Origin of the sequence: Pseudoalteromonas aquimarina (assembly GCF_049257255.1) — a bacterium.
Taxonomy (GTDB): Bacteria; Pseudomonadota; Gammaproteobacteria; order Enterobacterales; family Alteromonadaceae; genus Pseudoalteromonas.
This window is the reverse complement of the sequence record NZ_JBMMUG010000002.1, coordinates 530,689-549,995: the sequence shown is the minus strand read 5'-3', so window position 1 is coordinate 549,995 and position 19,307 is coordinate 530,689. Positions and strand designations below refer to the sequence as shown.

15 protein-coding genes are annotated in these 19,307 nt (G+C 40.4%); 7 read left to right on the top strand and 8 right to left on the bottom strand.

The features are described 5' to 3' along the window. The first annotated feature begins 278 nt into the window (after nucleotides 1-278). The gene (locus tag AAEU29_RS07480) at nucleotides 279-2,336 is read left to right on the top strand and encodes a winged helix-turn-helix domain-containing protein (RefSeq protein WP_421972729.1); all 2,058 of its coding nucleotides are present in this window, start codon (nucleotides 279-281) and stop codon (nucleotides 2,334-2,336) included. 53 nt (nucleotides 2,337-2,389) lie between these two features. Here AAEU29_RS07480 and AAEU29_RS07475 read toward each other — a convergent pair whose 3' ends face one another. Further along, complete coding sequence (locus tag AAEU29_RS07475; RefSeq protein WP_421972728.1) at nucleotides 2,390-2,977, bottom strand: hypothetical protein; 588 nt, start codon at nucleotides 2,975-2,977, stop codon at nucleotides 2,390-2,392. Between the two features lie 141 nt (nucleotides 2,978-3,118). Here AAEU29_RS07475 and AAEU29_RS07470 point away from each other — a divergent pair, with 141 nt between their 5' ends. The 6 genes from AAEU29_RS07470 to AAEU29_RS07445 all read left to right on the top strand — a co-directional run bounded on the left by AAEU29_RS07470 (nucleotide 3,119) and on the right by AAEU29_RS07445 (nucleotide 10,269). Then, a complete protein-coding gene (locus AAEU29_RS07470; protein WP_421972727.1) occupies nucleotides 3,119-3,922 on the top strand; it encodes a hypothetical protein in 804 nt (267 codons plus the stop codon). Continuing rightward, on the top strand, nucleotides 3,919-4,542 hold the full coding sequence (locus tag AAEU29_RS07465; RefSeq protein ID WP_421972726.1) for a LysE family translocator: 624 nt from the start codon (nucleotides 3,919-3,921) through the stop codon (nucleotides 4,540-4,542). The genes AAEU29_RS07470 and AAEU29_RS07465 overlap by 4 nt, the downstream gene beginning before the upstream one ends. Continuing rightward, complete coding sequence (locus AAEU29_RS07460) at nucleotides 4,539-5,030, top strand: gamma-glutamylcyclotransferase family protein (protein WP_421972725.1); 492 nt, start codon at nucleotides 4,539-4,541, stop codon at nucleotides 5,028-5,030. The genes AAEU29_RS07465 and AAEU29_RS07460 overlap by 4 nt, the downstream gene beginning before the upstream one ends. Before the next feature lie 7 nt (nucleotides 5,031-5,037). Beyond that, on the top strand, nucleotides 5,038-6,585 hold the full coding sequence (locus AAEU29_RS07455; protein ID WP_421972724.1) for a serine hydrolase: 1,548 nt from the start codon (nucleotides 5,038-5,040) through the stop codon (nucleotides 6,583-6,585). 83 nt (nucleotides 6,586-6,668) lie between these two features. Then, complete coding sequence (locus AAEU29_RS07450) at nucleotides 6,669-7,586, top strand: histone deacetylase family protein (protein WP_421972723.1); 918 nt, start codon at nucleotides 6,669-6,671, stop codon at nucleotides 7,584-7,586. 133 nt (nucleotides 7,587-7,719) lie between these two features. Continuing rightward, nucleotides 7,720-10,269, top strand: a complete 2,550-nt coding sequence (locus AAEU29_RS07445) for an EAL domain-containing protein (protein WP_421972722.1) — start codon at nucleotides 7,720-7,722, stop codon at nucleotides 10,267-10,269. Here the strand turns inward: AAEU29_RS07445 and AAEU29_RS07440 are convergent. The 7 genes from AAEU29_RS07440 to dusB form a co-directional block, all read right to left on the bottom strand. Further along, nucleotides 10,253-11,080 (bottom strand): DUF2797 domain-containing protein, encoded by an 828-nt coding sequence (locus AAEU29_RS07440; protein ID WP_421972721.1) that lies wholly within the window; start codon nucleotides 11,078-11,080, stop codon nucleotides 10,253-10,255. The genes AAEU29_RS07445 and AAEU29_RS07440 overlap by 17 nt on opposite strands. Before the next feature lie 34 nt (nucleotides 11,081-11,114). Then, nucleotides 11,115-13,646, bottom strand: coding sequence for an EAL domain-containing protein (locus AAEU29_RS07435; RefSeq protein WP_421972720.1), 2,532 nt, complete (start codon nucleotides 13,644-13,646; stop codon nucleotides 11,115-11,117). A gap of 159 nt (nucleotides 13,647-13,805) precedes the next feature. After that, complete coding sequence (gene purD, locus AAEU29_RS07430) at nucleotides 13,806-15,095, bottom strand: phosphoribosylamine--glycine ligase (protein ID WP_421972719.1); 1,290 nt, start codon at nucleotides 15,093-15,095, stop codon at nucleotides 13,806-13,808. A gap of 14 nt (nucleotides 15,096-15,109) precedes the next feature. Further along, nucleotides 15,110-15,928: a class I SAM-dependent methyltransferase gene (locus AAEU29_RS07425; protein WP_421972718.1), complete on the bottom strand. Its 819-nt coding sequence runs from the start codon at nucleotides 15,926-15,928 to the stop codon at nucleotides 15,110-15,112. A 100-nt stretch (nucleotides 15,929-16,028) separates the two neighbouring features. Continuing rightward, complete coding sequence (gene purH / locus AAEU29_RS07420; protein WP_421972717.1) at nucleotides 16,029-17,621, bottom strand: bifunctional phosphoribosylaminoimidazolecarboxamide formyltransferase/IMP cyclohydrolase; 1,593 nt, start codon at nucleotides 17,619-17,621, stop codon at nucleotides 16,029-16,031. Between the two features lie 247 nt (nucleotides 17,622-17,868). Continuing rightward, nucleotides 17,869-18,159 carry a DNA-binding transcriptional regulator Fis gene (fis, locus tag AAEU29_RS07415; RefSeq protein WP_010561030.1) on the bottom strand — a complete coding sequence of 97 codons (291 nt, stop codon included), beginning with the start codon at nucleotides 18,157-18,159 and terminating at the stop codon, nucleotides 17,869-17,871. Between the two features lie 18 nt (nucleotides 18,160-18,177). Further along, a complete protein-coding gene (gene dusB / locus AAEU29_RS07410; protein ID WP_372769699.1) occupies nucleotides 18,178-19,149 on the bottom strand; it encodes a tRNA dihydrouridine synthase DusB in 972 nt (323 codons plus the stop codon). Nucleotides 19,150-19,307: the final 158 nt, after the last annotated feature.

Sequence of the window (19,307 nt, the reverse complement as noted above, 5' to 3'; positions counted from 1 at the left end):
TGTGCGCTACAAAATGATTAAAGCGGGCCAGGGAGGCCTATCGTGGTTTTAAAGTAGCGTTGCGTATAGCTCAACACTCGGGCTCTCTATTCTTCCACTTTTTAATATCTATTTAGTATCTATCGTATTATTTTTTATATTTATCAGTGTTTTGCTTGTTTTTGGTGTGTGTGGTTAATTTCGGTAAATAACAAAAATAGATGTTTTCAACGCAATATCTTTGCAACTAATTAGCATAATTAGGTAAGCTAATAGTCATAAAAACGAAACCATAATTGATGATGAACAGCGCTGCGTCATATTACTTAGGTCGGGTTGAGGTAAACCCACTTGAACATACATTGGTATGTAATGAAGTCTCTATTTCATTGCAGCCAAAGTTTATTGAATTACTCGGATATTTGGCTCAGCAGCAGCCAGAACTTTTGACGCGTCAGCAAATTATTGATCATGTATGGGATGGTAATAGCTATGTGGGTGAAAAAGCGCTCACCAATGCTATTTGGCATCTGCGTAAAGCATTTAAAGAGTTGGACTCAGAACAAGAGTATATAGAAACGGTTCGTAAATCGGGCTATCGACTACTTTTGGAGCCGGTTTATAGCGAGCAGCAAGAACAGGTTTTATATCAAGTTTCATCACGGCAAATTAAGTGGTTTTGTTTTGCCATTGCGATGCTTGTTTGTGTTTCAGCAGCTTGGGTTTGGTGGCCAAAGCCACAACAAATGGTTTATCAAGAGCCAGAACTGATAACGCAATACCCAGGGCGAGAGTTATTTCCAAGTATTTCTAATGATGGGCGTTATGTTGTTTATTCGTGGCGTCAAATGGACAGGCAAATCGATTTATATCGTAAAGACTTACAGCAACCTGATTTATTACATACTAAGATCACGCACACACCCGGTAGTGAATCTCGCTCAGTCTGGGCACACGATGACTCTAAACTTTATTACTACCGCCGTTTAAACTCACGATGTGAAGTAGTGAGTATTAATCTGAATGACTTTACCATTGAAAAACAGGGCGAGTGTTCTAATTCGGCTTCAAGTGATGTGGCTATATCGCCGGATGGAAAGCTATTAGCGTATGTGGGGATTGACCCTGAAAACCCAGTACGTGGTGTGTATATTAAAGAGCTTAATACAGAGTTACCTGCAAAGCGTATTCGTTGTAATCAATGTGAATCAGGTGAGTCTGAGGCGATTGCTTTTGGGCCACTGGGTAAACGTCTCGCCATTTCACGCAATTTAGATAACGGCAACGAAGATATTTTTATCTATAACTTAGAAGACAAAAAAGAAAAGCGTGTTGTCACAGGGTTACCTGATATTCGCGGTTTAGCATGGCAGCCAAATTCTGAAATAATCGTCTTTTCTGCGGTTGAGCACGGTAATCGTCATGGCTATGAATTAGATCTTACTACCTTAAAGCAAACTAATCTTAACATTGAAGGCTTTAGTTACCCTGAGTTTGATCGCGCTGGCAATCTGTATTATCACGATTGGAAAATTGATACATCTATAATGCGCTTAGAGTTAGATACTGATGTCGCCGCATCGCCATTTCCGTTAATACAATCAGAGTTTAATTTTCGTTTCCCTGATTATTCTGAAGCGGCTGAAAAAATTGCGTTTATTTCCAATGAGTCAGGCTTTGATGAAATTTGGATTGCCAGTTTAGAAGGGGCAGATCGCAAGCAATTAACTCAGTTAAAATATCATGCACATAATCCTGTTTGGTCACCTGATGGTAAGTTTGTTGCGTTTACCGCAAACAATGGTGAAAAAAGCTTACTCTTTGTATTAAACGTCACAACCTACGAACTTAAACAAATTAAAACAGACCTAAACTATTACAGTAAACCACGCTGGTCTCATGATGGTAACTCTCTTTATTCTGTTTATTCAGGTGATGTTTATCGTATTACCATTGCAAATGGTGGTGCTACTCGAATTACTTCTGGTAGGCATGCTGTTGAAGTTAGTGAAAATAAACTTATTGTTTTTAAAAGAGATAATGGTTTTTGGCAAGTCAACCTAAATGGCGAACGAGTAGAAGAAAAACCGCTTATTAAAAATCTCGACTTAGCAAATAGCACTGGCTGGCACGTGACAGAGCAGGGGATTTATTACTTTAAAGTGCGCGGCCATGATTACCGCTTGAGTTTTTATGACTTCGAAACCCAACAAGATACGGATGTGTTGAGAGTGCCTGAACGCAGTTTTTCACGCTCCCGTGGTATGAGTTTTGTACCAAGTCGAAAGTGGTTGTTATTTACTGGCTATGAATCGCCACAAGTGGATATTAAACGGATGCGTAAAGATTTTAACTAATTGATAAAAAGTAAAAAGGAGCCCGCAGCTCCTTTTTTAATTTAATTTTGCTCTTAAAAAAGATACATCACACCAACATTAAATTGGAATTGATTGAGCACTTCGCCATCAAAGTACCAGTCACATTGGGTGCCATTTGCGCCACCTTCACAAACGGTTGTTGAATCATTTTTGAGAATCGTGGCAAGCCAACGTACTTCTCCTAATGCAACAAAGTCTTTTGTGATTTCATATTCTAGGCCGCCAAATAAACCCGTTGCAAAAAACGTGTCAGAATCTGAAAAATTTGACGATATATGGTTTACACCTAGCTGTGCGCCTAAATAACTCGAAAGTCCTTCGGTTACGGGCAATACAACAGCGCTTTGAAATAATAAATAATCGAGATCAAGCTCATAACCATGCGCGTTACGTTGAACACTCGACATACTTGAGTAATAAAGCCCGTATTTAGAAATACCATCATGCTTATCAAGGCTGACACCAAAATTTGAATCATCTTTGATGTCTATTTTTGTGCCTTTCTCTGTTACTAGTTCTTGGTTTAGTGACTGACCATAATAGCCTGTTACGGCAATATCTGCTGTACTTGAAAAGCTTAATGCTGTTAAAACAGCGGCCATAGTAAGTTTAACGCGCATGTAATTTCCTATTTCAAATATGCTTAACGTAATGAGAATAAACGCTTTTGAATAAAATTTCAGCCCGTTTATCTGAAAAGGTTTATTTTGACCCGAGGGCTAGATTAATATGATCCATTCGGTTTTATAAGTTTGTGCATTATGGTTTCTGGATTAAAAAACACGCTTCTCAATTTAGTAAAAACACAGCCTCTTATTGATGAGGGGACGGAAGCATGGATACTTGATACATTTTTATGGGCCTATCAAGAATTTGATGGTGATGTGCTGCTCAAAGACATGCGCTTTATTTTACCTAATGGTGAATTTTTTCCTGAGCAAGTCAGTAGCATTGAGCAAATGGCCACTTATGTATTTAACCAAGTAAGAAATTACGCAGGCATGCAAGCATGGCCTCTCGTTTTAGTTGGGCCTAATCAAGTTACTGAACAGCAGTTTCCACGGCTCGAATTTGCCAGTGTAAAACGTGGTGAGTCAGCAAAGCTTTTGGCGTCATCGGGTTCATTGCAAATTTCATTTAATCCAAACCAAATAAATCAACCACAAGACTTAATTGCTTCTTTTGCGCAATCACTCTCTTACATAAATGTTTTACAAAGCGGTAGTTTACCGCCAGGTGGCAAAGACTTATTACCGCAAGCGGTTGATTTGCTCTCATGTTTTATGGGGTTTGGTGTAATGATGGCAAATACCGCTTACCAGTTTAGAGGCGGTTGCGGTTCGTGTTATAACCCGTATGCTAACCGTAGCGCGACATTAGCTGAGCCTGAATTAGTGTATATTTTAGCACTATTATTAAGAGCGAAAAATTTACCGCTTTCGCATATTTCCACGCATTTAAAACCGCATTTACGTTCAATGCTAAAGCGCGCCAATAAGCAACTCGAAAATACAATCGCGCAGTCAGCTAACCCAATGCTTATCGCATTAACGGAGGACAAGTGAATTATCTCGATGAATTTCTATTAATAGTAATTAGTCACTTTTTTGCAGTCGCAAGCCCCGGGCCTGATTTTGCATTGGTGTTAAAACAAAGTATTCAAAAAGGGCGCAAAAATGCCTTGGTCACCAGTGCGGGTATTGCAACCGGAATTTTAGTGCATGTAAGTTATTGTGTATTAGGCGTGGCTATTGTGATTTCGCAATCTCCTACACTTTTTGCGGTATTAAAGTATTTGGCTGCAGCATATCTCGCTTACATAGGTGTAATGGCACTCAGGGCAAAACCAGCAACGCAACAAGCCGAACAGTTGTTAGAGCATACTCAGCCTGAGTCGATGGTAAAGGCGTTTAGCCGTGGCTTTTTAGTTAATGCCCTAAATCCCAAAGCCACACTATTCTTTTTAAGTTTATTTACCTTAGTCATTAGTGTTGAAACACCATTACTTATTCAGGCTGGCTACGGCTTATATATGGCGATTGCGACCCTTATTTGGTTTAGCTTTTTATCTGTTGTGCTGAGCAAAGAGCAGGTGCGCGCGTTCTTTTTACGTGCTGGACACTGGTTTGATCGCGGCATTGGTGTGGTGTTAATTGGTCTTGCAATTAGGGTGGTATGGGTATGATTTATTACAACTTAGCGTATGGTTCTAATATGTCATTAAATCGCTTATTGGCACGCTTACCGAATGCAACACGTGTTGGTGTAGCCACTGTGCGTGGTTTTAAGCTGACATTTGATAAAAAAGGCTTTGATAATTCTGGTAAATGTAATGCATTTTTAACGAACAATGATGATGACGTATTGTACGGTGTGCTCTACAAAATTACACAAGATGAAAAGTTAATATTGGATGACATTGAAGGGCCTCGCTACGATAACCACGAGATTGTTGTGACTAATGAGTGTGGTGGTCAATTTACTGCATATTGTTATGTTGCAAATACTTTATGCCAACAACAACTTCCTTATGATTGGTATTTAAAACATGTACTTACTGGTGCTCTAGAAGCAAAATTACCAAGTGAGTATATAAATCAAATTCGATTACAACAAACGAAAATTGATTTGGATAGTGCACGCGCAGAGCGCGAATTTTCAATCTACGAATAAGAATATTATGAAAAAAATAGTCAGTAAAATTACTCTCGCGCTTGGCGTTATTGCGTCGAGCCAGCTTTATGCCGCAATCGATAATAAGCAGCTTGAACAAACCATTGAGCAATCGATGAAACGCTTTGAAGTACCAGGTATGGCAGTTGCCGTAGTTGAAAATGGCGAAGTTGTTTTTTCAAAAGGGTTTGGGGTTAGGCACTTAACCACAGGTGAAAAGGTAGATAAGCATACTTTATTTGGTATCGCGTCAAACACCAAAGCATTTACAGCAGCAGCCCTTGCAATGCTGGTCGATCAAGGCAAGCTCAATTGGAATGATAAAGTAATTGATCACTTACCTGAATTTCGTATGTTTGATGCCTATGCAACACGTGAGGTGACAATTCGTGATTTGCTCAGCCACCGTGCAGGTCTTGGCTTAGGGGCCGGTGATTTATCGATTTGGCCAGATACTGATAAATCAGTAGAAGATGTAATTCATGGTATTCGCTATCTAAAACCAGTTTCAAGTTTCCGCAGTCAATACACTTATAACAATTTAATGTTTGTTACAGCAGGTGAAGTTGTTGCACGTGTATCGGGGAAATCTTGGCAAGAGTTTGTCGAACAAGAGATGTTAAAACCACTTGGTATGACATTGTCAAAAGCGGGTTTTTCTCGTATTCCAAAGTCGAATAAAAACTGGGCAACAGGCCATATTCCAATGGATGGCAAGCTTCATCCATTCTTTGTGAATTACCTTGAAGATTTTCGTGGTGCAGGGGCGATTGCATCAAACGTAGATGAAATGGCTAACTGGCTAAAAACCCAACTTGCTGGTGGCAAAATGCCAAATGGCGAGGTGCTATTTAGTGAAAAACAACAAGCGCAAATGTGGCATCCTCATATTACGAGTATGGCATCTAAAAATGCGTTTAATGACTATCGTCAGCAGTTTCGTGGCTACGGCTTAGGTTGGTCGATTGAAGATTACCAAGGCTATAAAAAGTTAGGTCATGGCGGTGGTATTTTAGGTATGGTTTCGCAAGTCACTTTAGTACCAGAAAAGCAACTTGGTATTGTGGTGTTATCAAACCAACAAGCGTTTAGTGCACTTAGCGCAATTACGCACGAAGTGCTTGAAGACGCGCTTGATTTACCAAATAAAGATTGGGTTGAAACGCTCGCTGAAAAACATTTTGAACGCAAAGCAAAGGCATATGAAAAAGCGGTTGTTGAAAAACCAGCACAACAGCAAAATGCCTTGCCATTATCTGTTTATGCAGCAAATTATAAAGACAGTTGGTATGGCGATATTGTGATTGCTCTGCAAGACAATAAACTGACCATCGACTTTACCCATTCGGCGCGTTTAAAAGGTACCCTTGAGCACTTTAATGGCAATACATTTATTGTGCGTTGGCATGAGAAGTTATTGGAAGCGGATGCGTTTATTGAGTTTGAAATGAGCCCGACAAATCAGGTTAAGAGCGCAAAAATGCATGCAGTAGCACCAAGTATTACTGATTTTAGTTTTGACTTTCATAACCTTAACTTGATCCCAATCAAGTAGAACGCGTTTTAACCGACCAAAGTCGCAAAGTCGGTATTCACCGACTTTGTTAGACTAGTGTTAGTTTTAACCTGGAGGGCGGCATGCGCACAGCGATAATTTCTCATACAGACTGTCGAAAGCACAGAATGATCCCTGATCATCCTGAGTGCCCTTCACGACTTGATGCAATTAACGACCGTATTTTAGCTGCTGGGTTGGATATTGCACTTACTCACCTTGATGCACCGCTTGCTGAGCGAGAACAGTTACTGTTAGCGCATTCAGAAAACTTAGTTAAAACAGTTGAAGACAAAATCCCAGAACAAGGCTTAAATGACCTTGATGGAGATACTTGGCTGTGTCCTGATAGTTTACTTGCCGCAAAAAGGGCAGCAGGGTCTGGTTTACTTGCAGTTGATAAAATTTTAGCGGGTGAATTGGATGCGGCTTTTTGTGCAGTGAGACCGCCCGGTCATCATGCCAATAAAGACACCTCATCGGGTTTTTGTATTTTTAACAATATTGCAATTGCTACACGTTATGCGCAGCAGCAAGGTGTAAAACGCATTGCAATTTTAGATATTGATGTGCATCACGGTAATGGCACTCAAGATATCTTTGTTGATGACCTTGATGTGCTGTTTTGCTCCATCTTCCAACACCCTTTTTATCCAAATACCGCTATTGATAGCAATGAGCATATTATCAATACCCCAATGACTGCAGGTATGGCAGGGGATGATTTTGAACGTGCATTGCTCGATACCTGGTTTCCTAAACTAAAGCAATTTGAGCCTGAATTAATTTTTATCAGCGCTGGATTTGATGCCCACTATGAAGATGATATGGGTGGTTTACAGTTAGTTGAAAGCGATTATTTTTGGTTTACTGAGCAAGTTGTTTCCTTGTGTAAGCAAGTTAATTGCAAAGGCATTATCTCGATGCTGGAAGGCGGTTATAACAATTCAGCATTGGGCCGCTCTGTTGCTACGCATTTAAAGGCGTTAACGGGCCTTTAAATTTTAAGTTATCAATTTAGGTAAAGTTGTTAACTTAAATTTTAATCAACGAATAACTTGTTCTCCATCAAATTTCATTATTGCGGTTATGCGTAGAATCCTTTTACCCGACTGTTTTAAATAGGTTACACATATGACTCAAACCAGTAAAAAGCTACGCGTTGAAGATGTTATGTCAACAGAGCTTTTAGTGTGTTCGCCAGAACAAAGCTTAGCTGATTGTGCTAGTCGTATGCGTAATGAAAATGTTAGTTCTATTTTTGTTAAACAAGATGGCAAAATTCTAGGGGTATGGACTGAAGGCGATTGCGCTAAGGTTGATTTCTCCGATCCTGATGTATTTCATCAACCAGTGTCACACTACATGACATCCCCAGTAAAAACGGTTGGGCATGCTACTCAACTTTCTGAAGTCACAGTGTTATTCCATAGCTATGGTTTTCGTCATTTGTTGGTTACGAAAGGCAATGATGCAGAGCCTGTTGGTGTTATCAGTCTAAGTGATGTTGTACGCAGTCAAGGGCTTGAGCATTACTTACATTTTAAAACGATTGAAAGCAGCTATGTTGCTGAAGTGGCAATAACGCAGGGGGATATTTCTGTTGCCAGCATTAGTGAAATTATGCGTCAACGCCGTTCAAACTTTGTGTTAATCGATAACCCTGAGGTAGGCCAAACCGGTATTATTACCGAACGTGACTTACTGACAATGTTAAGCCGTCAGAAAGTAGATAAACCTGCATGGCAGTATGCCAGTTGGCCGCTTTTAACAGTGCACTATACAACGAGCTTGTTTAAGGCATATCAAATTCTCAAGCTAAAACAGATCCGCCATTTAATCGTTGAAGGGGATAACGGTGAAATCCTCGGCGTATTAGCACTTAGAAATATCTTGAGTGAAATTGAGTCTGCGTATATGCAGGAGCTTGAAACGGTATTACATCAACGCGATAGAGCGCTAAAAAAATCTCAAAAAAACCTCTATTTAGCTGAGCAAATTATAAATGCTTCGCCCGATGGCATTATGATCACCGACTCGCACAATACTATTTTGCAAGTAAACCCTGCTTTTACACAGCTTACGGGTTATGGTGAGCAAGAAGTGCTTGGGCAAAAACCATCTATGTTGAGCTCTGGTCGTCATGATAAAAATTTCTATGATCAAATGTGGGCACAGCTGCGTCATAAAGGAGTTTGGCAAGGTGAGATTTATAATCGTAAGCGCAATGGTGAAATATATCTCGAATGGCTGACGATTATTTGTATCCGTGAAAGCGATGAAGAAGAAGCCCTTTATGCAGCGATTTTCAGTGATATTACTGAGCGTAAACGCAATGAAAAACGTATTAAAACATTGGCTTACTTTGATGAGTTAACACATTTACCTAATCGCCGATTATTCAATGACCGTTTGGAAATGGCTTTGGCGACAGCGCATCGTGATAACAGCAAAATTGCGGTGATGTTTCTTGATTTAGACCATTTTAAACAAGTGAATGACACCCTTGGTCACAGCGCTGGAGACGAGCTTTTAAAGCAGGTAGCCAAACGATTGCAAAACTGTATGCATGAAGGGGATACGCTTGCGCGTTTAGGGGGGGATGAATTTACTTTATTACTGACTGAAATTGATGAAGTTAAAAATATTCACCGCTGTGCTGCAAGCCTTATTGAAGCACTGCGAGACCCGATCCAAATTGGTAATACCGAAATTGTCATTACCACTTCGATTGGCGGTGCAATTTACCCTGATGATGGTCAAGATGCAGAAACCTTGCTAAAGCATGCTGACATTGCGATGTATCGCTCTAAAGAGATAGGGCGTAATTCTTTTCAACTTTACAAACCGGCTATGAATGCACGCTCTCTTGAGCGTATGGCGATTGAAAATAAACTAAAACAAGCGCTTAAAAACAACGAATTTAGTTTGTATTACCAGCCAAAAATTGACAGTTTTACCCATCAAATTGTTGGTGCAGAAGCACTATTGCGTTGGCATGATAGTGAGCTTGGTTTTATTTCCCCAGCAAACTTTATTCCCTTAGCTGAAGAGTTAGGGTTGATAGTGGATATTGATATTTGGGTGATTAATGCAGTATGTAAACAAATTCAACTTTGGCAGAAAAAAGGCATCTTTGATAAACGCATTTCTGCGAATGTTTCTGCACTTCATTTTACCCAGGGGAATTTGGCACAAACAGTTAAAAACGCATTGAATATTTGGCAAATTGATGGGCGTTATTTAGAAATTGAAATTACCGAAAGTAGTTTTATTCGCTCGTTAGAAGATGCTAAAAAGGTACTTAAAGCGCTTAAAAAGTTAGGCGTGAGTTTATCGCTCGATGATTTTGGTACAGGCTATTCAGCATTAAGTTATTTGGCGCGTTTACCGATTGATACTTTAAAAATTGATGCTAGTTTTGTTGCCAAAGTACCTGACGAATACGGCAATAGTCAGATTGTGAAGGCCATTGTCGCTATGGCACATAGTCTTGAATTAAATTTAGTTGCTGAAGGGGTGGAGCAAGCTCATCAATTGGCATTTTTACAAGAGCTTGATTGTCATGCAATACAAGGGTATTTCTTTAGCAAACCACTCAGCGCAGAGCAGTTCGAACTTTTTTGCGAGGCGCATCGCCCCGCAAAATTGCAAATAGACTTAGCGCCTAGTAACTCACAGTAACTTCATATGAAGTAAACTTACGAATATTAATTACGCCGTTATCAAAAATTAGGTATTGGCCTTTAATACCTTGTAAAACACCTGATACTTGCGGGTCTTTATCAAAGTTAAATGAACTTATTTTGCTGGGAAATTCCGAGATAGGAAAATCAAGTTCTACAACTTCTTCATTTAACTCGGTAATCGCTGTTGCACCAAATAACTCACTGAGCTCGGTTAATTTTGGACGAATTTGCTCAATAAGCTCCGCACCCTGACGTTTTAAATCGATAGATTCGCCATTGCCTTTTAACATATTACGCCAATTTGTTTTGTCAGCGATAAATTCAGCAAGCGCTACTTCTAAAAGGCCTGACTGGTGGCGCGTAGCCACTTTAAAAATAGGTAATGCTTGTGTTGCACCTTGATCAATCCAGCGCGTAGGAATTTGTGTATGGCGCGTAATACCCACTTTTATCGCGGTGGTATTTGCTAGGTACACATAATGTGGGATCATACAGTTTTCTTCGCCCCACAGTGGCTCGCGACAGGTACCTTGGTCAAAGTGACAGGTTTCTGGTTTCATAATACACATGTCGCAGCTGGCGAGCTTTCGCATACAAACAAAGCAATGACCTTGTGAATAACTCTTTTTGGTTTTTTTCCCACAGCTACTACAGAAAATATTGCCACTAAAGGTAAGTGATAGTGTTTTACCTATCAGATCATTTAAATCGACAGTATGTTCACCTACAGGTAGCTGATAGCTAATTGGCGAAGTGTGGCTTGCTTGCATTTTACGCAAAGTACCAGTGAGTTGTGTTGCTTGCATTTAAAGCCCCTAATCAAGCAAAAAGGCTATCGTATCAAAGCTCGGAAAGATTACCAATGCGAGATTGTTGCGCAAGTAAGAATGAGTTGAGAATTCTGAAATTCATGGTCGGTGCAAGCAGTTCACCTTGCATATAATCACACTGACATTGATTAACAATATCGGCGAATTCTTGATTATCTACGCCAATTGCAGTGACTGATAGATCAAGGCCTTTGGCTACATCAACCATCGCACTTAATAATAAAGTTAATTTATGGCCTTGAATATTGGTTTTAGTAAATAAGTGGCCAATACGCACATCGCTAAAGCCACATTCACGGGCTTCAAATAAGCGGTCGAGATCGCCATGGAAGTTATCTAAGCCAAATTTAAACCCAAGGTCGAGCATCTTTTGCAGCGTTTCTTGCAGCTGACTTTGTTCATCAAATACAGGATGCTGGGTATAAATCATAATGTTGTCAGTATCAAAATGCGTTACTTGTTCTGATAACCAGCCAATAAAGCCACTATGATTCAATTGATTAAGCGATAAGGTCAGAGAAAACTTGCAATTAACACCACCTTCTTTAAGGGTGCTAATGGCGCTAAATAGTTCGCTAAACAACCAGCGGTTAAGTTGAACGTTAAGCCCTGTATCTATCGCTAATTTAATAATTTCTTGTTGGCTGATTTGACCAAACTCTGGGTGCGGCCATGAAAATTGGCAAGTAATTGCAATTAATTTTTTCGTTTTAACGTGATAAACCGGTGTAAAGTTTAACGTGAGTTGTTTATCTTCAATAGCGCTGTGCAATTCAGAGGCAAGATTAAATTGTTGGCCAATATCGTTACCGCTCTCTTTTTTATAATGCAGTAATGCAACGCCTTCTTGTTTGGCTTGAAACAGCGTTTGCCATGTTTTACGCAGCAATAAGCCACTACGTTGATTGCTATAGATACTGGAACAAGTGGCAATATGACTCGATAAATTAAGTAAAATACCGTCAATTAACAGCGACGTAGGAATATGCGATTGTAGGGTATGTAATAACTTATTAAGTGATTCGCGATTAGTACCATGATTCAGTAATAGCGCAAAAACGCCATCGCGAAGGTAGGCGAGTTTAACCGTATTAAGCCCTTGCTCTTCAATCACAATAATATTTGCTTGGTTTATAAGCACTGGTTGCAGTGAGCTATAAACTTGATTCACTAAGTCCTTTTTTGCTTTTGGTGCCATATAGGGAATAAATTGACCAAAGTTTTTTAACTCAATAAAACAGGTAATAAAGTTTTGTTGTTGCTCAATAAGCTGGGTTATTTTGTATTTGTATAAGGTTTCATTAGGCAGCTGTGAACTCGAGTCATGAGTTGCTTTAAAGTAACTTTCACGCTGTTGGTGTGAGAACTTATCTGCTAAAGCCATTGCCATTAGCAGCACCTCTAATAAAACGCCGATTAAAAAAGCGTGTCGTGTTAAAAAGGTGTGCTCAAGTACGCCAACCAAAACTAAAGGCTGCACAGCACCGCTAACAATCAGCGGTAACCAAGAGAAAAAGTAGTATTTAGCCCAAACAAAATCGGTGAGTAAGCGGTTAAATACGATGAGTAAAATGGTGATGTAGAGCGGCACCATACAGACAAAAAAGACAGGTGCTGCGTAGTATTCTGGTAAGAAAAAACTGCTAACACCACCGATTAATAAAATGGCTAAAGTGCCTTTAATTAACGCATTTAGTTTAGTTTTTATTGTTGCATAGCGTAAAAACAAAGAACCAAATATCAGCGCACAGATTGCAACACTAAAATTGGTTGAAACTACATATACTTGCAACCAGTTTTGCATTGGGGTGGGCCAAATATAATAGCCGAAGCCAAGCACTGAGCCCATCATCATGAGTGTCGATAAAATATAACCGATGTAAGCTAAATAAACGGTCTCTCGAATGCTGATAAACAGTATCAAGTTGTAGAGCGCAATCATTACGGTTACGCCAATAAATAAACCCCAAATAAGGTAACTAAACTTTTTTACGCTATTAAAGTTATCAGCTTGGTAAATCTTCAACGGTGTTTTAGTTATACCGGTGGTTTTAATTCGTGTCACAATGACACTGCTTTCTTTTGCATTGAGAGTAAAATTAAAATGCGGGAAAGCTTGTTCATGCAGGTTTAAATTAGGTAGCGTATCACCCAATAATTTGTGCTTTACAACATTATTGCTGTTGTCTAATTGCCAGATTTCTAGCTGATCTAGCATAGGATTATCAAAGTGGGCTGTGAGTTGTTCTACATATTCAGTACGATTGGTAACGCTCACTTTAAGCCAATAGGTTTGTGTACCAAATTGCCACGGCACATTACTAATCTCTGAATTTTGAAACGTTTGATTTAATGCTTCTGATAAATTGGCAGTGCTTTGCTCGTCAACCCAATAAGAAGGCTTCAAATAAATAGCGTGGGTGCGTTCGATAGAGTTGGTAGTAGGGTCGCCAATATTAAAAACCAATGATGCAATAACCAGTGATAAAGCTGCAAATAGCATGCATGCTATAAATAAATAGACAGACTTTAACTGGTTCATGAGCTTCCTTGGAGTTTAACAGCTTATAAAGATTAGATTAAATTAACTTAAATAGGTAGCCTACATTACTAATTTAGCGTTGGTTTTATATTCCATTAGCACAAAAAAAAATCAACCTACGCGAGGTAGGTTGATTCTTTAAACGGAAAATAACTATGTTTAGCTGTTATTTTCACGAGCAATAGCGCGGTATGCGATATCTGTGCGGTACTCAACACCATCCCAATTGATTTCATCAACTAGTTTATAAGCATTTTGCTGCGCTTCAGTTACTGTGTTACCAAGTGCTGTTGCACATAATACGCGGCCACCTGCAGTAACGACATTGTCGCCATCTTGCTTGGTACCCGCGTGGAATACTTTTGTGCCTTCAGCATAATCAACACGTAACCCTGAGATTGCATCACCTTTCGGGTAAGAGCCTGGGTAGCCAGCGGCTGCTAGTACGACACCTACAGCTGCACGTGAATCAAACTGAATATCAGTTTTATCAAGTTCAACACGGTTAGCTGCTTCAATCAATTCAACTAGGTCTGATTGTAAACGAAGCATAATAGGCTGTGTTTCAGGATCGCCAAAACGGCAGTTATATTCAATTACTTTAGGCGTACCATCAGCAGTAATCATTAAACCTGCGTATAAGAAACCTGTGTAAGGATGACCTTCATCACTCATGCCTTTCACTGTAGGGTAGATTACTTCATCCATAATACGCTGGTGGATTTCAGCGGTAACAACTGGTGCTGGTGAGTATGCACCCATGCCACCTGTGTTAGGGCCTTTGTCTTCGTTATAAGCGCGTTTGTGATCTTGAGATGTAGCAAACGGAAGTACGTTTTCGCCATCAACCATTACGATAAATGATGCTTCTTCACCTTCAAGAAATTCTTCAATAACAACGCGGCTACCAGCGTCGCCAAACGCATTGCCAGCAAGCATGTCGCGAATTGCATCTTCAGCTTCTTGCTCTGTCATTGCAACGATAACACCTTTACCAGCTGCTAAGCCGTCGGCTTTAACAACAATTGGCGCGCCTTTTTCTTTAAGGTATGCAAGTGCAGGGTCGATTTGCTCAAACGTTTGATAATCCGCTGTTGGGATTTTATGACGTGCTAAGAAATCTTTAGTGAAAGACTTCGAACCTTCAAGCTGTGCAGCAGCCGCCGTTGGGCCGAAGATCGCAAGACCTTCTTCACGGAATTTATCAACTACACCAATTACCAGCGGAGCCTCTGGGCCAACAATGGTTAGCTCAACGTTATTTTCTTTTGCAAAAGCAACAAGTGCATCAAGGTCTTCTACACCAATTGCTACGTTTTCCAGCTTTGGCTCAAGCGCTGTACCTGCGTTACCAGGTGCAACAAATACTTTTTCAACTTTTGCTGACTGTGCCGCTTTAAACGCAAGTGCGTGCTCGCGACCACCACTACCAATTACTAATACATTCATTGGAATTCCTTTACCTATTCAGGTTTTCTAAACTTTAATGTCATACGATCACTTTCACCAATTGCTTGGTATTTGGCGATGTCTTTTTCACCTAACGCTAAACGCGGTGGCAAGGTCCATACACCTTTTTCGTGATCGGCTGTGTCTAATGGATTGGCGTTAACTTCGCTCACGGCTTCTAAAATAAATCCAGCTTTTTCAGCGTGTTCAATAACCCAGCTCTGCTTTACATAACCTGAGCGCTTGGCTTTAGCGCTATCGCGGTTTTCTGGTAAACGGTGATCTACCACACCTAATACGCCACCTGGCTTAAGTGCAGTAAAAAATGCTTTAAAGGCTTCATTGATGCCTTCGATATCTTTTTGCATATACCAGTTATGTAAATTACGGAAGGTTAATACCATATCAGCGCTGCCTGCTGGCGCGATATTATGGTGTGTGCCTGGGTAAAACTCAGAAAGAGTTACGTTTTCATATAAGCTATCGCTTGCCAATTTATCTTGAAATTGGTTTAGAGAACGTTGGTAGTATTTAACTTCTGAATCGGAAGGAAAATGAGCCGCAAAATATTGTCCATCTTTTTGTAAAACAGGCGCAAGGATTTCAGTATACCAACCGCCGCCAGGCCAAATTTCCACCACGGTCATATTTGGCTGAAGGCCAAAAAATTCCAGTGTTTCTTTTGGATGACGGTATGTATCTCGCGCTTTGTTTTCGCTTGAACGGTTATCAGCAGTCGCAGTTTTGGTAAGTAATGTATCGATATCAGTCGATGCACATCCAGCTAAAGTAAGCGACAGGGCAGTTACTAATGCTTTTACTGTGAGTTTCATTTTCTTCCTAGTTTTTATTTTTATTAAGCAACATATAGCAAAATTAACAGCTTAGTGCGAGCAAACAAAGTGCTCGCACTAACAAGTTTGCAAGCAAATATTAATGGCGGAAATGACGCATACCAGTAAATACCATCGCCATGCCGTGCTCATCTGCTGCAGCGATAACTTCTTCATCGCGCATTGAGCCACCTGGCTGAATTACTGCAGTAATACCCGCTTCTGCTGCTGCATCGATGCCGTCACGGAATGGGAAGAAAGCGTCAGATGCCATTACTGAGCCTGCTACTTCTAGGTTTTCATCAGCTGCTTTAATACCTGCAATTTTTGCAGAGTAAACACGGCTCATTTGACCTGCACCCACACCGATTGTCATACCGTCTTTTGCGTATACAATCGCATTTGATTTAACAAACTTAGCCACTTTCCAGCAGAACATTAAGTCTTTTAGTTCTTGCTCAGTTGGTTGTTTCTTAGAAACAACGCGTAGGTCGCCCATATCAACCATGCCTTGGTCGCGATCTTGTACTAAGATACCGCCGTTAACACGTTTAATATCAACACCTGTTGTTTTGTTTGACCACTGGCCACACTCAAGTAAACGTACATTTTGTTTTGCTGCAACAATTTGTGCTGCTGCCTCAGAAACGCTTGGTGCAATGATAACTTCAACAAACTGACGCGAAACAATAGTTTCAGCTGTGTCTGCATCTAGCTCGCGGTTAAATGCAATGATGCCACCAAATGCTGACGTTGGGTCAGTTTTGAACGCGCGGTCGTAAGCGTCAAGAATGTTGTCGCCAATTGATACGCCACACGGGTTTGCGTGTTTAACGATTACACATGCTGGTGCGTCAAATTCTTTAACACATTCAAGCGCTGCGTCTGTATCTGCAATGTTATTGTACGAAAGGGCTTTACCTTGTAACTGTTTTGCAGTGGCAACAGATGCTTCTTCAATGTTGTTTTCAACATAGAACGCTGCGTCTTGGTGTGAGTTTTCACCGTAGCGCATATCTTGCTTTTTAGTGAATTGGAAATTAATTGTACGCGGGAATTTAGACTCTTCAGTCTCCGCTGCATTTTCGCTGTAATCTGGTACTTGTGTACCAAAATAGTTGGCGATCATGCCATCGTATTGTGCAGTATGCTCAAATGCAGCAATTGCTAAGTCAAAACGTGTTTCATACGTTGTTGCGCCATTGTTTGCATTCATTTCAGCGATAACGCGATCGTAGTCGCCTGCGTTTACAATAATAGTAACGTCTTTGTTGTTTTTAGCGGCAGCGCGCACCATTGTAGGGCCACCGATGTCGATGTTTTCAATAGCATCTTCAAGTGAACAACCTTTTTTTGCAACAGTTTGTGCAAATGGGTAAAGGTTAACTACCACCATGTCGATTGCAGAAATGTTGTTTGCTTCCATTACACCTTCGTCAGTACCGCGACGCGCTAAAATACCGCCGTGGATTTTTGGGTGTAATGTTTTAACACGACCATCCATGATCTCAGGATGACCTGTGTGGTCTGATACTTCTGTTACTGCGATGCCGTTGTCAGCTAAAAGCTTACATGTACCGCCAGTTGAAAGAAGTTCAACGCCTTTCTCTGAAAGCGCGCGTGCAAATTCTACAATACCTGTTTTGTCTGAAACGCTTAACAAAGCGCGACGAATTGGACGTAATGTATCCATGGTAGTTTTGATTACCTCAAAATTTGATTGATAGTGCGAGAAAACACTTAATTTAAACGAATATTTTAACTTACTTTTGTCTATAACACGACGGCCAATTGCCGAATTTATAAACAAGACCTGTAGCGCTGGTCTTTAACTACTTTTTACATGAATTGTAATAAAGCAGTGTGTTTTTCGGGGTTAGAAAAACAAAAAAGCACCCGAGGAAACCAAGGGTGCTTTTTATTGCACCAGAAGGTGCGTATTAGTTCATACCGTACTTTTTAAGCTTCTTACGAAGAGTACCGCGGTTGATACCTAATAAGATAGCTGCGCGAGTTTGGTTACCGCGAGTATATGTCATTACTTCTTCAAGTAACGGCGCTTCAAGTTCTGAAAGAACTAGCTCGTAAACATCTTGTACATCTTGACCATTAAGTTGCTTTAAGTAGTTGTGAACTGCTTTTTTACAAGCATCACGTAATGGTTGTGGTTTCTCTTGAGACTGAACGTGTGCGTTAGTAATAAATGGAGAAGTCACGTTTTGTTCGAACATCGTCTTTCTTACTCTTTGTTAATTATCTGCTAGTGTTTCAAAGTACTTTTCTAATGAATCGATTTGCTCTTGTTGAGAGTCGATAGCATTAAATACTCGCCTAAATTGACCTTCACGGTCATGAGCCTGCAAATACCATGAGACATGCTTACGCGCTATTCGCACACCCATTACATCACCATAAAATGCATGAAGATTTACCAAGTGTTCCATTAGAATACTCTGTACCTCGTCCATTGCTGGTTCGGGTAGTAATTCTCCGGTGGTGAGATAATGGTTTATCTCCCTAAAAATCCAAGGGCGACCTTGTGCTGCACGGCCTATCATCAAAGCATCTGCGCCCGTATATTCCAACACCTGTTTCGCTTTTTGCGGCGATGTAATATCACCGTTAGCAACCACAGGTATGGAGACTGAACTTTTAATGTCCTTAATTGTTTGGTACTCAGCTTCCCCCTTGTACATACAAGAGCGCGTACGGCCATGAACCGCTAGCGATTGAATACCATTTTGTTCAGCGATGCGCGCAATCTCTACACCATTTCGATTATCAGTATCCCATCCTGTACGGATTTTTAACGTGACTGGTACATCAACCGCATTAACTACGGCTTTGACGATATCAGTAACGAGTTCGGGGTACTGCAAAAGGGCAGAGCCTGCGAGCTTTTTATTCACTTTTTTTGCTGGACAACCCATATTGATATCCACAATTTGTGCGCCATTTTTGACATTAAATTGGGCTGCTTCCGCCATCAGCTGAGGGTCAGCACCTGCAATTTGCACACTGCGAATACCAGACTCGCCGGAATGATCCATACGAGACATTGATTTTTCGGTTTTCCAAACCTTAGGATTGGATGACAACATTTCAGATACAGCAAGGCCTGCACCGAGTTGACGGCATAGCTGTCTAAACGGTCTATCTGTTACTCCTGCCATAGGAGCAACCATTAAGTTATTTTCTAACTGATAAGGGCCTATCTGCACAATAAATCTGGGTCACCAATCAAGGGGCGCTAAGTTTACGGTTTTTTTTGCAAAAATCAAAGCCTATTATTTATACAAAAGTGGTTTTTTTTTAAACTTTTGATATTGACTTTTTGTAACGAGCTATCGAGCAGAAAAAAAGGAAGATTTTTGTTAGC

What these genes read in the sequence shown, in the direction of transcription:
- AAEU29_RS07480 (WP_421972729.1), top strand. Translation starts at nt 279, where the DNA reads ATGATGAACAGCGCTGCGTCATATTACTTAGGTCGGGTTGAGGTAAAC.
- AAEU29_RS07475 (WP_421972728.1), bottom strand. Translation starts at nt 2,977, where the DNA reads ATGCGCGTTAAACTTACTATGGCCGCTGTTTTAACAGCATTAAGCTTT.
- AAEU29_RS07470 (WP_421972727.1), top strand. Translation starts at nt 3,119, where the DNA reads ATGGTTTCTGGATTAAAAAACACGCTTCTCAATTTAGTAAAAACACAG.
- AAEU29_RS07460 (WP_421972725.1), top strand. Translation starts at nt 4,539, where the DNA reads ATGATTTATTACAACTTAGCGTATGGTTCTAATATGTCATTAAATCGC.
- AAEU29_RS07455 (WP_421972724.1), top strand. Translation starts at nt 5,038, where the DNA reads ATGAAAAAAATAGTCAGTAAAATTACTCTCGCGCTTGGCGTTATTGCG.
- AAEU29_RS07450 (WP_421972723.1), top strand. Translation starts at nt 6,669, where the DNA reads ATGCGCACAGCGATAATTTCTCATACAGACTGTCGAAAGCACAGAATG.
- AAEU29_RS07445 (WP_421972722.1), top strand. Translation starts at nt 7,720, where the DNA reads ATGACTCAAACCAGTAAAAAGCTACGCGTTGAAGATGTTATGTCAACA.
- AAEU29_RS07440 (WP_421972721.1), bottom strand. Translation starts at nt 11,080, where the DNA reads ATGCAAGCAACACAACTCACTGGTACTTTGCGTAAAATGCAAGCAAGC.
- AAEU29_RS07435 (WP_421972720.1), bottom strand. Translation starts at nt 13,646, where the DNA reads ATGAACCAGTTAAAGTCTGTCTATTTATTTATAGCATGCATGCTATTT.
- purD (WP_421972719.1), bottom strand. Translation starts at nt 15,095, where the DNA reads ATGAATGTATTAGTAATTGGTAGTGGTGGTCGCGAGCACGCACTTGCG.
- AAEU29_RS07425 (WP_421972718.1), bottom strand. Translation starts at nt 15,928, where the DNA reads ATGAAACTCACAGTAAAAGCATTAGTAACTGCCCTGTCGCTTACTTTA.
- purH (WP_421972717.1), bottom strand. Translation starts at nt 17,621, where the DNA reads ATGGATACATTACGTCCAATTCGTCGCGCTTTGTTAAGCGTTTCAGAC.
- fis (WP_010561030.1), bottom strand. Translation starts at nt 18,159, where the DNA reads ATGTTCGAACAAAACGTGACTTCTCCATTTATTACTAACGCACACGTT.